At 71.9% G+C, this 14726-nt stretch carries 11 protein-coding genes and 1 tRNA gene; 3 read left to right on the forward strand and 9 right to left on the reverse strand.

Annotated features, from left to right (window positions below; all coding sequences use genetic code 11):
- Positions 1 to 8: 8 nt before the first annotated feature.
- The 4 genes from D3272_RS17350 to D3272_RS17365 all read right to left on the reverse strand — a co-directional run bounded on the left by D3272_RS17350 (position 9) and on the right by D3272_RS17365 (position 5372).
- On the reverse strand, positions 9 to 1211 hold the full coding sequence (locus D3272_RS17350) for a TadE/TadG family type IV pilus assembly protein (protein WP_129220479.1): 1203 nt from the start codon (positions 1209 to 1211) through the stop codon (positions 9 to 11).
- Between the two features lie 214 nt (positions 1212 to 1425).
- Positions 1426 to 1947, reverse strand: coding sequence for a TadE/TadG family type IV pilus assembly protein (locus tag D3272_RS17355; RefSeq protein ID WP_129220480.1), 522 nt, complete (start codon positions 1945 to 1947; stop codon positions 1426 to 1428).
- A gap of 6 nt (positions 1948 to 1953) precedes the next feature.
- A complete protein-coding gene (locus D3272_RS17360; protein WP_165361393.1) occupies positions 1954 to 2406 on the reverse strand; it encodes a TadE/TadG family type IV pilus assembly protein in 453 nt (150 codons plus the stop codon).
- A 239-nt stretch (positions 2407 to 2645) separates the two neighbouring features.
- The gene (locus D3272_RS17365) at positions 2646 to 5372 is read right to left on the reverse strand and encodes an ATP-binding protein (protein WP_129220482.1); all 2727 of its coding nucleotides are present in this window, start codon (positions 5370 to 5372) and stop codon (positions 2646 to 2648) included.
- 69 nt (positions 5373 to 5441) lie between these two features.
- Here D3272_RS17365 and D3272_RS17370 point away from each other — a divergent pair, with 69 nt between their 5' ends.
- Positions 5442 to 6647 carry an HD-GYP domain-containing protein gene (locus D3272_RS17370; protein ID WP_129220483.1) on the forward strand — a complete coding sequence of 402 codons (1206 nt, stop codon included), beginning with the start codon at positions 5442 to 5444 and terminating at the stop codon, positions 6645 to 6647.
- A gap of 281 nt (positions 6648 to 6928) precedes the next feature.
- On the opposite strand, the gene D3272_RS17375 is transcribed toward D3272_RS17370, so the two are convergent.
- The 3 genes from D3272_RS17375 to D3272_RS17385 all read right to left on the reverse strand — a co-directional run bounded on the left by D3272_RS17375 (position 6929) and on the right by D3272_RS17385 (position 8416).
- Positions 6929 to 7005 (reverse strand) — tRNA-His (locus D3272_RS17375).
- Positions 7006 to 7098: 93 nt separating this feature from the next.
- Complete coding sequence (locus tag D3272_RS17380; protein WP_165361394.1) at positions 7099 to 7815, reverse strand: phasin family protein; 717 nt, start codon at positions 7813 to 7815, stop codon at positions 7099 to 7101.
- Between the two features lie 178 nt (positions 7816 to 7993).
- Positions 7994 to 8416, reverse strand: a complete 423-nt coding sequence (locus D3272_RS17385; RefSeq protein WP_129220485.1) for a phasin — start codon at positions 8414 to 8416, stop codon at positions 7994 to 7996.
- A gap of 309 nt (positions 8417 to 8725) precedes the next feature.
- On the opposite strand from D3272_RS17385, the gene D3272_RS17390 reads away from it, so the two are divergent.
- Complete coding sequence (locus tag D3272_RS17390) at positions 8726 to 11743, forward strand: ATP-binding protein (protein WP_129220486.1); 3018 nt, start codon at positions 8726 to 8728, stop codon at positions 11741 to 11743.
- 158 nt (positions 11744 to 11901) lie between these two features.
- Here the strand turns inward: D3272_RS17390 and D3272_RS17395 are convergent, their stop codons facing one another.
- Complete coding sequence (locus tag D3272_RS17395; RefSeq protein ID WP_129220487.1) at positions 11902 to 12639, reverse strand: aspartate/glutamate racemase family protein; 738 nt, start codon at positions 12637 to 12639, stop codon at positions 11902 to 11904.
- 239 nt (positions 12640 to 12878) lie between these two features.
- Between D3272_RS17395 and D3272_RS27700 the strand changes: the two genes are divergently transcribed.
- A complete protein-coding gene (locus D3272_RS27700) occupies positions 12879 to 13445 on the forward strand; it encodes a hypothetical protein (protein ID WP_207210241.1) in 567 nt (188 codons plus the stop codon).
- A gap of 154 nt (positions 13446 to 13599) precedes the next feature.
- Here the strand turns inward: D3272_RS27700 and D3272_RS17405 are convergent, their stop codons facing one another.
- Positions 13600 to 14697 carry a WD40 repeat domain-containing protein gene (locus D3272_RS17405; protein WP_129220488.1) on the reverse strand — a complete coding sequence of 366 codons (1098 nt, stop codon included), beginning with the start codon at positions 14695 to 14697 and terminating at the stop codon, positions 13600 to 13602.
- Positions 14698 to 14726: the final 29 nt, after the last annotated feature.

Raw genomic sequence — 14726 nt, forward strand, 5'->3', positions numbered from 1 at the left:
AAGCGACCTCAGTTGGACAGGTGCGTCATGTCGCTGGTTCCCACGCCGGCCGGGACGGGGACCGAAGCTCCGTTGTAGTTCGAATTGATGACGAGGTTCGCCGAACCGTCCGTCGTCAGGCCCTTGGCGACCACGACCGTCCAGGGGGACTCGTCGGCGACCTTGTTGCCCGTCCCGGTCACGTCGAGCGTGGCATTCGGCAGGTAGATGGTGCCGTAGAGTTGACGGGCATGGTCGGTCGAGATGCTCAGCTTGCCGCCGAAGCTGCGGTCGGTCACCAGCACGAACCCGGCATAAGGCCCCGACTGCCGGCCCATCAGCGAGACATAGGCCGAGTCTGCACACTTCAGCTGCCAATTGCCCTTGAAGATCAGGACGACGTCGGTGCCGCTGATCCGAGACGTGCCGCCCAGGTTGAACTGTCCGTTGACGAAGTAGTGCTCGCCCGGGTTCAGCGTGAGCACCGCGTTGCCTTGCAGCTTGACGGCGCCGCAATGAACACCTGGATTGAGCGATTGCGTTCCCTCCGTCACCTCGATCCCGTGATCGGTGCAGGTTTTCGGGATCGCGATGTCCAGCGACTGGAAGGGATCGGCGATGGCCGGAGCGTCGGTGATGGCGGGCGGCGCGATCGGCCCCTTCGCGGCCCCGACGCTCCGCACCGCGGCCGCCTGCAGGCTGGCCGAGGACTCGACCTGTATGTTGTTGTTGCTTTGGACCAGGCAGCCGCCGGCCGTGACGGTGGAACTGGCGTGCAGGGCGATGTTGGTCCCACCGCTTTGGAGGCCCAGCACGCACAACGGCACTCTCTGGTTGACCACCGCCGTGCTCGATACGCCGATGTGCCACCCGCCGGGCGGGAGCAGGCTGCCGAAGTAGGAGGCGCGCCAAGCCGTCTGGCTGACCGTCATGGTGCCCTGCGCGGAGTCGATCTGAGCCGCCGTGGTGACGGTCCATCGGGGCGTCGACCGGGCCGCGAGTGAGCCGGCGAAGCTTTGGGCGCGCGCCGCCGTGGCGCTCGACAGGTCGGTCCCCATTTCGCGCGCCCCGTTCAGGGCGGCGGTGTCGACGTTCCACTGGAGTTCGCGCTTCGCCTTGACGACCTCGGCCACTTCCACGCTCCCGCACAGCAGCAGGAGCACGGCGGGGGCGACGATCCCGAACAGCAGGGCGAAACCGCCTCGGCTATCGCTCCGGAACTGCCGGAACATGCGCTGCAGCGGGGAAGGGCGACACGTCAAGGTCGGCTACCCGGGCCTGGGTTCGTCTTCATGAGCATGGTGCCGGCACGTCTGATGCAGTCTGCAGGGCCGACACATCGGTGCCCGCATCGTCGCGGTAGCCTGCCTGCCAGCCGTTAAGCGGAGATGAAGCCCGGTCGGAGCCCGAGGTCCGTCCAACCGCCGGGGACCAGCTCCACGCGGCTCAATCATGCGCCACCGATACGCCACCCCGCGTCCGCGCGTAGCCGCGCTTGACGATCGCCAGGCTGGGCGCGACGGCGTTGTTGACGAGGGGGTGATAGGCAAAGCTCGCCTGGACCAGGATGACGCTGTTGTTGAGGTTCGGGATGAAGGGCGCTGCCAGTGTCGCCGCCGCGGCGATCGATGGGCCGCCCCCGCAACTCGTGTCCTGCCAGTCGACCACGACGCCCGAAGTCGAACGCGTGACGCTGGCGATCGTGGCGCTGAAGCCAACCGTCGAGAAGGGTCTCATGACGATCCCGACACCGCTGCAGAAGTCCTGCACCTGGGAGGCCGTGACGGACCTCTGCCGCGACACGAGGTCCGCCATCATCTGCGCGCTGTCGTTGAGGCGCATGAAGGCATCCACCATCCTGCCGGCCTCGAAGCCGCCGAACAACAACACCAGCATCACCGGTACCACGAAGGCGAACTCGACCGCGACGGCGCCATGGGCCTGGTGCAGGAACGTCTTGAAGCGCATCGGCCTTCAATAGGGCTCGTTCTGGAACACCACGGTGGACAGGATCAGCAGGTTTCCATGGTGGCCCATCACGTCCTTGAGGATCGGGAAGTACAGGCTTCGGGTGTACCCCACCTGCACGACGACGTTCTGCCCGGCCGATCCGGGAACGAAACGCGTGTTCACGAGCTGGCTGTCCGCATCGGTCTGGACGCCGATCGGCAGCGTCGCGAAACGGTCGCCCGCGATCACGTCGTAGCGGACCTGCGCACAATCCATGAGGAGCTTCACCTTCGCACAGAGGGCGGCCTGGAACGGCGCCGGCTGTCCGCCGGCCTGTTGGACGCTGCCGGTGCGGATCAGGCGCGAAGCGGCCTGCGCGGCCTCGTTCAGGGTCGACTGCATCAGCATGGTCATGCCGATCTCGACGACGAAACACAGCAGCATCGTGAAGACGAGGCCGAGGATCGCGAACTCCACGGCCGCGGCTCCGCTCGATCCGGCCAGGAAGGCCCGGAACCTGCGCGGGCGCGGGGCGCAGCGTCTGTCCCTGTGCATCGGATGGCCGGCGATCGAACGCGGCTGTCGAGCCGTATCGGCTGGCTCGGGTGCACCGTGGCGACCCCGAGCCGATGAAACTGCTCTCGACTTGGAGCTGGAGCGGACTCGCGGAAGGCGAAGGCGCTCCAGTCCGCCGTCACGGGCCGCGCGGGGGGCCATCAGGCGGCGCGGCGGTTTCGGGCCGGGTCGAAGCGGCCGCGAAGGGCGTCGACGGTGCGCTCGAAATCCTGTTCGGCGGCCGCGATGGCGGATGCGGCGGGGATCGTCGCATGGTCCAGCGCCGCGGCCTCGATGGCGGCGAGCCGCGACGCCAGGCGGGCAGCGCCGACGTTGAGGCTCATGGACTTCAGCTTGTGCGCCGCGGACGCGACGGCCGTCGCATCGGCGGCCTCGCTCGCGTGCTGGAGGGCGGCGAAGCTCGGGGGCCCCCCCTCCGCGAAGAGCGCCACGATGCGCTGGACGAAGCCCTCGCCGGCGGGGCCCGCCATGTCCTCGAGTCCCGACAGGGTATCGTCGTCGAGGAGGGCGACGGCCGCGTCGTTCTCGTGCGGCGTGGACGCCGGCCCGGCCGGGCGGGGTAGGGGCGCGGCGAGGTCCGGGCCGGCGCCGGGCTTGGCGTGGCGGCGCAGCACGTCGGAAAGGCCCGCCACCGTGAAGGGCTTGTGCAGCACGTCGACCATGCCGGCCTGTCGCCAAAGGGCCGCGGTCGGCCCGACCACATGCGCGGTCAGCGCGATCACCGGGACGTGAGCCAGGCCCAGATCGGCCTCCTGCGCGCGCAGCCGCCGGGCGGCCTCGTAGCCGTCCATGTCGGGCATGCTGCCGTCCATCAGGACCAGGTCGAAGCCGCCGCGTGCCGCGGCCGCGAGGGCGGCCCGGCCGCCGTCGACCGCCTCGCCGGCGACACCGAGGCGCGCCAGCGCTTCCAGCGCGACCTCGCGGTTCACCGCGTTGTCGTCGACGACGAGGACGCGAAGTCCCGCCGGGACGGCCGTGACGGGCGCGGCGGCGTCCCGGCCGGGCGCCGCCGGTGCCAGGGCCGCGACATCGCCCTGGCGGAGCCGCGCCAGGACGTCCCGCCACTCCGACTGGACGATGGGGCGGCGCAGCAGCGCGTCGGCGACGCCGAGCCGCAGGGCCTCCTCCCCCGCGGGATCGCCGAACGGCGCGACGGCGATGACCTGGCCGGCCCCGGCCGGCCGCCCCGCCGCGACGAGGTCGCGTGCCTCCGCCAGGCGGTCGGTTTCGACGCCGGCCGGGGCGGGGTCGGACCCCGCCGGACGCACGTCGAAACCGGCCGCCGCGAGGCCGCGCGTCACGACATCGGCGGTCGCCGCGCCCCACAGGGCGACTGCCACGGCCCGTCCCGGTCGCTCCGCGCCGGGGCGGACCGGGATGGGATCGGCCAAGGGGAGCAGCACCGAGAAGGTGGAGCCTCGGCCCGCGGCGCTCTCGATGGCGACATGCCCCTCCATGGCGTCGACGATCCGCTTGCTGATGGCGAGGCCGAGGCCGGTGCCGCCGAAGCGCCGCGTCGTCGACTGGTCGGCCTGCGAGAACGCGGAGAACAGCGACCCGATCTTGTCGGCGGGGATGCCGATGCCGGTGTCGATCACCGAAAGGCGCAGCTGGCCGTCGACGGCTTCCGCCGCGATGCGGACGTGGCCTGTCGCGGTGAACTTCAAGGCGTTGTTGACGAGGTTGCCGAGCACCTGCGTCAGGCGGACGGGGTCTCCCGTGACGGTGTCGGGCAGGCTCGGGTCCACGTAGGCGGCGAGGTCGAGGTTCTTGGCGTTGGCCTTCTCGGCGAAGAGCGTGACGACGGTGTCGACGAGGTCGGGCAGCGAGAACGGGATGCGTTCGAGCGTGAGCTTGCCGGCCTCGATCTTGGAGAAGTCGAGGATGTCGTTGATGATCGCCACGAGGCTTTGGCCCGACCGGGCGATCACCTCGGCATAGCGGCGCTGCCGGTCCGGCAGGTCGGAGCCGGCCAGGAGTTCCGCCATCACCAGCATGCCGTTCATGGGCGTTCGGATCTCGTGGCTCATGGTCGCCAGGAAGTCGCTCTTGGCCGCATTGGCGGCCTCGGCGTCCTCCTTGGCGAGCCGCAGGTCCTGCGTGCGCTCCGCCACGTCCTGTTCGAGGCGGTCCCGGTGGGCCACGAGTTGCCGGTCGCGCTCCCACACTTCGCGCAGCATGCTGCCGAAGCTGCGGGCGAGCTGCCCGACCTCGTCGTCGCTCTGGATGGGGACGTCCCGGGCGTAATCGTGGTCGGCCTCGACCGAGGCCATGACGCGCGCCAGGGCGATGAGGGGGCGCGTGATGGAGCGCTGGAGCCGGAGCGAGATCGTCAGGCCGATCGCCAGAGCCGCCAGCGAACCCAGCGCCACGGGGGCGAGGGCGTCCAGCATCCGCCACCCGAGGTCGGTGACGTCGCCGACCAGCACGAGGCTGCCGATCGTCTGCCCTTCCTTCCTGACCGCGACCGAGATCGACACCGTGCGGGTCGAGAGCAGGCCCAACGGCGTCCTCGACCCGTCCCGGTCCGTCAGGTCGAGGTCGCCATGCAGCCGCACGCCCGAACCGATGCTCGCCACCGACAGGCCGGCGCCGTCCCTGAGGTCGGCGAATTGGATGGCCGGGATGGAGGCGATGCCGCGCAGCGCCAGGTAGGCGGCGCGCTGGTCTCGCGCCGCGAGCGCGTCGCTGGTCGCGGCCGCGAAGGCGTTGGCGGTGCCCAACAGCGTATCGCGCTTCGAATCGAGATAGCGGGACGCTTCCTGCCACACGGCCAGGGCCGCCACGACGATCATGGCCGACCCGATCGAGACGATCACGAGACGGGCGAGCTTGCGGTTGACCGATCGTGTCCCGGCTTCTGCCATCGCGTCCGCTGTTCCCGCCCGTGGTTGCACCACAAGAAAGGCTTAAGACGCCCGCGTTAATTTTGTGACATGACCCAGAATGTCGACACAGGCTCCGGCATCGTCGCAGCGCGCTCCCCAGCCGAGCTGGCCTCCGGGGCGGAGGTCGCACCGGTGTCGCTCGAATCCGCGCCGCTTTCGCCCGTGGGCGGCCACCAAAGCTGTGAAGTCCTGCTGCTCGACGACGTCGAGCTGAACAACGTCCTCATGGCGCAGGCCATCGGCGGCATCCGCGGCTGCAGCACCGTGGCGTTCACCGATCCCGCGACGGCCCTCGCCGCCATCGCGGCCCAGCCCGACCGGTTCGCCTCGGTCGTGACCGATTACGAGATGCCGGGCATGGACGGCATCTCGTTCGTGCGCCGCCTCCGTGCCATCGCGGGCTTTCAACACGTTCCCGTCATCATGGTGACGAGTTTCGATCAGCGGCGGATCCGGCGCGAGGCGCTCGAGGCCGGCATCACCGACTTCATGGGCAAACCGTTCGACGCCATCGAGGTCAAGGCGCGTCTGTCGAACCTCCTCGCGCTCGACGCGGCGCGCCGGATCGAGCGCGATCGATCGGCTTGGCTGGCCCGCGAGGTCGCCCGGGCGACGCGGACCATCCGGGAGCGCGAACGCGAGATCGTGATCCGGTTGGCCCGCGCCGCCGAATACCGCGACACCGACACCGGGAACCACGTCGCGCGCGTGTCGATGCTGGCCGGGTCCATCGCCCGCGAACTCGGTTGCGATCCCGCCTGGTGCACCGACCTCGAACTCGCCTCGACCATGCACGACGTCGGCAAGATCGCGGTGCCGGACTCCCTCCTGCTGAAGCCGGGCCGGCTCAGCCCGGAAGAGCAGGCCATCGTTCGGCGACACGCCGAATACGGCTACGGGATCCTGGAAGGCAGCGCATCGCACGTCCTCGCGCTCGCGGCCGAGATCGCCCTCACCCACCACGAATGGTGGGACGGTCGGGGTTATCCCCGCGGGCTCAGCGGGGACGCGATCCCGCTGTCGGGCCGCATCGTGGCCGTCGCCGACGTCTTCGACGCCCTCGTGAGCGATCGTCCTTACAAACGGTCCTGGTCCCGTGACGAGGCCGCCGCCCATATCGACGCTCATGCCGGGACACACTTCGACCCGGCCTGCGCCGCCGCCTTCCTCCGCGGGAAGCTGTGGACGCGGGCCGAGCTGCTCCCCCAGGACCAGGACACGTCGGCCTGTCAGGGCTCCACGTTCCTGTTCTGACCGAGGTCCCCGGCCCGCTTTACCGCCGTCCCAAGGGGCCGCCGATGGGCTCGGTACGAGGTCGATTGCCGTCCGGGCGTCCGGCCGAGGCAGTCGGGGCAGTGACGGATGAAGGTTGAGCGACGTCCGACGCGGCTATCCGGGGCTACGACAGGCCGAGCGCGATCGTCGACGGTCGGCTGGCTCGATTACCCGAACTGACTGCGCTGTCGCTTGCTGATCGGATGTCGACACTCGTCCCCTCACGCGTCGCGGGGCAGGATCGAAGCGTCTGAGCGCGCTGGTACCACCACCCCGGCTCGAACGGGGGACCTCTAGATCCACAATCTAGCGCTCTAACCAACTGAGCTATGGCGGCACGCCTCGCGTGAGGTGGAGATGCATAACGACAAAAGCGGAGGAGGGCAAGCCCTCGCGGCCGCGGTGGGCGAAGGCCGCGAGGGCGCGGCCCTCAGGCGTCGCGGCGCAGGGTGCCGGCCAGGGGGCCGAAGGCCGTGGAGGTCAGCTTCTGGGCGAGCGTGGCGAGGTCCCGCCCCTGTGCCGTCAGCGTATCGAACTGCCGCCGCAGATGGTCGGTGTTGATGGCCACGACTTCGGGCAGGGACTTGGCCTTGACCAAAGCGGCGAAGAGCTCCCCGGTCGCCGATAGGTTGGCCTGCACCATGCCGAGCAGGGCCGCATTGTACTGGCCCAGCGCGTCGGTGCCGCCCGACATCCCGGCACCGGCAGCCGCGCTCGCCCGATCGAGGGCGGCCTCGGCACGGTCGGCGGCGGCGCGGGCCGCGTCGTCGACGGTCTCGGCCGCCGCCACCATCGCCGAACCCGCGGCGGACCGGACCTCGACGGCGTCTCGCATCACGGACTCGCCGGCCTCGACGGCCTCGGTCATGGCGGCGACGGGCAGCTCGGGCACAGGCGCCTCGGGCACAGGTAGCTCGGAAATGGGCAGCTCGGGGGCCGGCGCTTCAGGGGCGTGATCATCCCCGTGCCGGTGGGACGCCTCGTGCGCGGCTTCGGGCGCCGGCACCACGTGGTGGGCCACGTCGTCGGCGAGCTGTGCCGCCTTGTGGGCGGCCTCGTCCATCATCTCGGGCGTGACCGGGTGGATGACGGCGGTGCCGGCCTCGGGGTCGGCGGGCGCATCGGCGTGGAACGTGTCCGAACTCATCGGTGATCTCCCTTCGGAAGCGGCCTCGGCGTCCCGGCGCGATGTCCGATCGCGCCGCTCGCGCTTCTTGCTCTTCCGCGCCATGGCGTCACGGCTCACGTCATCGGGGGCGACAGGGTGTCGGCCCCGGCCGGGTGCGATGGCCCGGAGGCTCCCGCACCCGGCCGGGGCAGGGGGATCAGGACTGGTTCTGGTTCATCGCGTTGTCGGTGGCGGTCTTGACCGACGCCGAGGCCGACTGGACCACGCCCTGGGCGGTGGTCTGCACGATGGAGCCGAGCTCCTTGGCCTGCTCCTGGATCGTGGTCATCTGGCTCTTGGCATAGTCCGTCTGCAGGGCCAGGACCTCCTGGAGGTCCTTGGCGCGGACGAGCTTCTGGGCGAGGTCGAAGGCGCTGCGGACATTAACTTCGGCGAAGCCCATGGCCTTGGAGCCGATGGTCTTGGCATTGCTCTGCACGCTGGCGGCGGTCGTGTCGGCCTGGCCGGCGGCCTTCTGGGCGGCGTTGATGAACCCGTCGAAGGCGCGACGCGCCTGGTCCACGCTCTTTTCGGCCATATCGCGCATGTCGGCGGGGATCTCGTAGGACGGCGTAGGCATGGCATGCTCTCCTGGGGACGAAAAGAAGACGGCGACACCCGCGGGGCGGGCTGCCGGGCGGAAGAGGCTGACAACCAGGCCGACCGCGCGGCTGTCGTACCTCAAGGCGTGCTGCGTCGCAACATTGTTGTGCGGTGCAACATGATGCTTTTTAGGCATGTGCCGCCCCCGCGTGCGGAGGTGGCGGCGGGCCGGAGCCATGCTTAAGTTTATCTTAAAACGTGATAACCCTGGCGAAGGTGGCGTGGGTGCGTTGTTAAATCGTCCGCGATCGGCGCGAGCCGCTCGCGTGACGCGTGGACGGTGTTGATGCAGGATTCCCCAGACCGAGACGGCACCCTGCCGGAGGTGGGCGAGACGTTTTCCGATCCGGCCTTCGCCGGCTGCAAGGCACGGGGCGCCGCCTTCGTCATCGTGCATCCCGGCACCGGCGCGGTGGCCTGGGCCAATGCGGCGGCCGCCACCTACTGGGGCGCGCCGGACGCGGACGCGCTGGCCCGGGCCCTGTTCGGCCCCGGCCTCGGGGGCGGAGGGTGGCTCGACGGCCTGACGCAGGGCGTGGTGGCGGGCCGTGCCCCGCGGCTGGTCCGCGGCGGGTTGGCGCGCGGTTTCCGCATGCGGGCCCGCACCGCGCTGGTGGTCGCGGTGGCGACGACGGCCGGCCCGCTGCTGGGCTTCGCCGTGCCGGATGCCGGCCAGGCGGAGGGGACCGGGCCGGCTTGGGACGGGCCGGCTTGGGACGACCCGGTGCGGCAGGGACGCGCGTCGCCGGACCCTGTCCGGCAGAACCAGGTTCCGGCTGCGGACGGGGTCGGTCCCACCGCCGAACCCTTGCCCACCGCCGAAATCTCGCCCGCGGCCGAACCCTCGCCGGGCGCCAGCCTCGCCCGTCGCAGCCAGGTCGCGGTGCTGCGGGACCGCCTCGCCCTCGCCCTCGACGGCGCCGTCACGCTCCGTCTGCTGTGGCGCACCGATGCCGACGCGGTGCTGACCCAGATCGATGCCGACACGGTGACGCGGCTCGGCGCCCCGCTGCAGCCCGGCCGCGGCGCGCTGCCCGACCTCGTCGCCGCGCAGGACCCGGCCGGGGCCGCGCGGCTGCGGGCCGCCCTCGCGGGGCGGTCCACATGGTCGGGCATCACCCTGGACCTGTCGGTCGCCGGCGGCGCGGCGCGCGTTCCCATGGCGCTGAGCGGCTCGCCCGTGTTCGGGCCCGGGCGGCGCTTCGCCGGCTTCCGGGGATTCGGCACGCTCGACCTCGGCCGGCTCGACCTCGGCCGCCCCGACGCGGTCGAGGCGGGTGCCGCCCACGACGTCGGCCCCGAGCAGGTCGCGGCCGGACCCGAAGCCATTCCTGCCGAAGGATCGACCGCCGAAGCGGTGCCGGCCGCCGATGCGGTGCCGGCCGAGGCCGAAGCGCTGCCCGCCGAAGCCGCGACACCCGTCATCAGTGAGGCTCCGGCCGCTTCCTCCGCCCAGGACCGCCGGCCCGGGGCGCTGGTGACGGCCGCCAACGTGGTGCAGCTGCGCGCCTTCCAGGCCCTGCTGCCGGGGCGGTCGGCCGCGGCCGAGGCGCCGACACCGGACGTGCCGACCTTCGCCGATGCCGCGGAACCGAACGCCGCCGAGCCCGAACCGCCGCTCAGCGACGACCTCGCCTTCCAGGCGCTCGGCGAAGCCCTGCGGGCCCGGATCGGCGCGCCGGTCCGGCCGGCCCCCGACCTCGCCCGTCCCGAGGCGCCCCCCACGCTCGCGCCCGACGCGCCGGCGGCGCAGGCCGCGAGCCCGCCCGTCGAGGACCCGGCCGCCGACCCTGGCGCACACCTCGGCGCCGATTCCGCCGACTCCGCCGATCTGGCCCCGTCCTCGGCGGATCTCGTCGAGCGCCTGCCTTGGCCCGTCATCGTCACGACCGGGTCGACGCCGGCCTTCGCCAATGCCGCGGCCGCGGCCCGTCTCGGCTATGCCACGCCGGGCGACCTCGTCGCGGCGGGTGCGGCGCTCTTCGTGGACGGGGTCGCCCCCGCCGGCGAGGCGGGCGCGCCGCGGCCGCTCGCGCTGCGCGACGCCGCCGCGGGCCGCGTCACGCTGCCGGCCCGCCCCGCCGCCGTCGCCTGGGCAGGCGAAGCCGCGACGCTGTGGCTGCTCGACGAGCCCGCGCCGCAAGGGGAACTCCCGGCCGCCGTGCCCGCTTCCGCGCCCGACGAGGGCCGGTCCGGCGAGCTGCTCGACCGCGTCGACGATGCAGTGGCGCTGCTCGACGGCAACGGGCTCGTGCGCCGGCTGAACCGCCGCGGCGAAACCTGGTTCGGGCGCGACGCCACGCTCGGCCAAAGCTTCACCCAGCTCCTGTCGGCCGAGAGCCGCCCCGCCGCCCTCGCCCTGCTCGGCGAGGTGCGGCAGGGGCGGGACGGCGCCGGCGGCCCGCCGCCGCGCCGCGACGTGGTGGCCCGGCCGGGCGATGCCCCGGGCAGCCCCATGGTGCTGACCCTGGGCCGCCTCGGCGACGCGGGCTTCTACCTGACGCTGCGCGACGTGACGGCGCTGAAGACGGCCGAGACCGAGCGCGACAGGACGGAACGGGCCCATGCGCGGGATGCCGACCGGCTGACGGGCCTGCTCGGCAAGGTGAGCCACGAGATCCGCACGCCGCTGAACGCCATCCTGGGCTTTGCCGAAGTCATGATGGACGAGCGGTTCGGCCCGCTCGGCAACCCGCGCTACCGCGACTACCTCAAGGACATCCACGCCTCGGGCACGCAGGTCATGGCGCTGGTCGAAGGCCTGCTCGACCTGTCGCGCATCGAGGCCGGCCAGCTCGACCTCGACGTCGCCGCCGTGGACGTCAACCGCATCGTGGCCGAAACGGTGGCGCAGATGCAGCCCGAGGCCCACCGGGACCGCGTCATCATGCGGACCTCGCTCGGCGGGCGCATCCCGGCCGTGCTGGCCGACGAGCGCTCGGCGCGGCAGATCGTGCGCAACCTCCTGTCCAACGCCGTCAAGTTCAACGAGCCGGGCGGGCAGGTCATCGTGTCGACGGCCTTGAGCGACAGCGGCACCGTGCTGCTCCGGGTGCGCGACACGGGGGTCGGCATGTCCGACGACGAGATCGCCGCCGCCATGGAACCGTTCGGGGCCGGGGCGACCGCCCATGCCGCCAACGGCAACGGGCGCGGCAACGGGCTGGGCCTGCCGCTGACCCGCGCCCTGGTGGGGGCGAACGGCGCCAGCATGGCCATCCGCAGCCGCCCCCGCGAAGGCACGCTCGTCGAGGTCGCCTTTCCGTCGGCCGGCACCGGCGCCGACGCGCGCCGGCCGGCGTGAGGCGGGCCGACAAGCCGCCGCTGGAGCGAACCCGCTCCAGCGGGTGACCGGGACGCTTCAGGGAGCGTGACAGTCTCGCGCTCGTGCCCGTAGATCCCTTGAAAACAGGGGGTGGGTCCTGCTGCCTGTCCCGGAAACGGCCGCCCGTCGGCGAACGCTCAATCCCGCCAGGCGAGGTCGGCCAGGGCGCCCGCGAAAGGTTTGCGGATGGGGAAGGCGAGGTCCCCGCGCTTGCTGGTGCCGAGGCCGAGGCCGCACAGCGCCTCGACGAAGCGCACCGCGATCCCGACCCCGTCGATCACCGGCACGCCGAGTTCGCCCTGCAGGTCTGCGGCGAGGTCCGCCATGCCGGCGCAGCCGAGCACGATGGCGCCCGAGCCGTCCTCGTCGAGGGCGCGCCGGCATGCGTCGAGGATCTTCGCGCGCGCGTCCGAGGCCGGGTCGTCGAGCTCCAGCACGGCGAGGTCCGTCGCCCGGACCCTGCGGCAATGGTGCTCCATGCCGTAGCTCCGCACCAGGTGCTCGGCGATGACCCGCGTGCGCCCGAGCGTCGTGACGACGCTGAAGCCGGTGGCGAGGAAGCTCGCCGCATGCATGGCGGCCTCTGCGATGCCCAGCACGGGGCCGCGCGCGGCCTCGCGCGCCGCCAGGAGGCCGGGGTCGCCGAAACAGGCCACCACGTAGCCGTCGCAGCCATCGCGCTCGCCGGACCGGATCTCCTCCAGCAGCCCGATCACGCTGACGGCTTCGTCGTAGTGCCCCTCGATCGAGACCGGCCCGCAGGGTGCCGTGGCGGCCACGATCTCGGTGCCGTGCGAGGCGGCGGCCCGGGCCGCGGCGGCGATCACCGCCGTCATCGATGCCGTGCTGTTGGGGTTGATGACCTTAATGCGCATGGGGAGGGATCCCGCTGGAAGGCTCGGCGTTTGTGGCTTGCATGTGGCACGTGTGGCCCGCAGCCGCCGCGGAGGCAAGAGCCGCGCCGGGAGACGTCCTTGTCGGCCCGGAGGTCGGCCCGCGATGCAGTCGGACGGTCCGCGACGGGACGTTCCCTCCTGGTGGCCCTGGCCCCGGCGTCCCATCCGGGATGCCTGCCGGCGATGCCCCTTTGAACGACCAGGAGAGGATGACGACCATGAAGAGATTGATCGCCGGCTGTATGTTCGCGGTGCTCGGCGCCACCACCGCCATCGCCCAGACCCCGCCGGCCGCGGCCCCCGCACCCGTCGCCCCCGCACCCGTCGCCCCGGCGCCCGCCTCGCCCACCGGCCCGGCCGCGACGCCGGCACCCTCGCCGACCGGCCCGGCCATGACCAAGCCCGCCATGACGAAGCCCGCCATGGCCAAGCCCGCCATGACGAAGCCGATGATGCATAAGCCCGCCATGGGCCATGCCATGCAGCGCCGCCATGCCACCAACGCCATGATGCATCGCAACATGATGCGCCATCACGGCATGATGATGCGCCGCCACGCCGGCATGATGCGCCATCACCGCATGGCCGGACACCGCGGCATGATGATGAAGCATCGGGCCATGATGATGCACCACCATCGCATGATGAACCGGCACAGCTACGCTTATCGCCGCGCCCACTTCACCAACGGCATGATGCACCGCAGCCTGATGCGCCACCGCACCATGCACCACGGCATGATGCATCACGGCATGATGCATCGCGGCATGCACAAGGCCATGTGAGCCGTCCCGGAGGGCGCCGCTGCCCTTCGAAGGATCGTCGGCCGTCACGGCGCCGGGCCTCGTGCCCGGCGTCCGTCGTTCCGGAGTCCGTGAAGGCCTCGCCTTCGGGGATCTGCCCGCGTCGGCGACAGCCCGATCGACGACAGGTCGGCGCTCAGCCCGGCAGCGTCAGGACCCCGGCGGCGCCGCCCCGCGTGCCGAACACGAGCCGGGTTCCGGCAGCGTCCCAGGCCAGGGCCGACACCGCCCCTCCGGCCGCATCCTCGCGCCGGATCAGGATCTCCGAATTGTCCTTGAGCCGCACCATGAGCACGAAGCCGTCCTCGTAGCCGAGGGCCAGCACGCCGGCGCGGGGGTGGAAGGCGACCTGCGAGACCCGCGCCGGGCGGACGCCGCACTCGCGCGGCGCCTTCCCCATGGGGCCGTCCTTGCTGTCGAACGGCCAGACCACGCAGGCTTCGGCGCCCGACGTGGCGAGCCAGGCGCCGTCCGGCGACCACGACAGAGAGCGCGGCTTGGCGGGGTAGCCCGACATGCGCATGTGCTTTGAATCGGAGACGCGCCAGCCGTGCATGGCGTTCTCCTGCATGGTGGTGACGACGAAGCGCCCGTCCGGCGACCAGACCACGTCGAGGTGCGACCCCTTCCACTCCAGCGTCTGGGGCGCCTCCGCGGTGTTGGGGAACCACATTGAGGCGCCGTTGTAGTGGCTGAAGACGAGGCGGTAGCCCTTGGGCGCGAAGGCGAGCCCGCGCACCGAGGATCCGGACGCGACGGTCTTGACCTCCCCCTTGGCGGAGCGCGCCCGCACGGTGCGGCCGCTCGCCCAGGCGACCGCGCCCGTGGGATGCAGCGCCAGGGCGTCGATCCAGCCCTGTTCGCGGGCCAGTTCCTCGACGGTCCCGTCGGGCCGGGTCGCCACCACGCGGCCGTCGTCGCCGCCCGTGACGATGCGGTCCCGGTCGGCGACGGCGCAGAGCACGCCGCCGTCGGGGTGGGCGGACACGCGATGGCCGCCGTCGGTGCCGAGCAGCACCTTCTCTCCGGTGCCGAGCAGCGGCTTCTGTGCGGTGCCGAGCAGCACCTCCTCTCCGGTGCCGAGCAGCGGCTTCTCTCCGGTGCCGAGCAGCACCGTGCCGTCCCCCAGCGCTAGGGCCGGGAGGTCGCCGAGGAAGCAGGCCGCCGTGACATGGGCGCCGGCTGGGAGCGGCGCGACGTTGGCGGACAGGCTGTCGGTGGGGGCGGTCGTCATGGGCGGTTCGATCCGGAGGATGGGGCGGC

Source organism: Lichenibacterium ramalinae (genome assembly GCF_004137085.1).
GTDB lineage: Bacteria > Pseudomonadota > Alphaproteobacteria > Rhizobiales > Beijerinckiaceae > Lichenihabitans > Lichenihabitans ramalinae.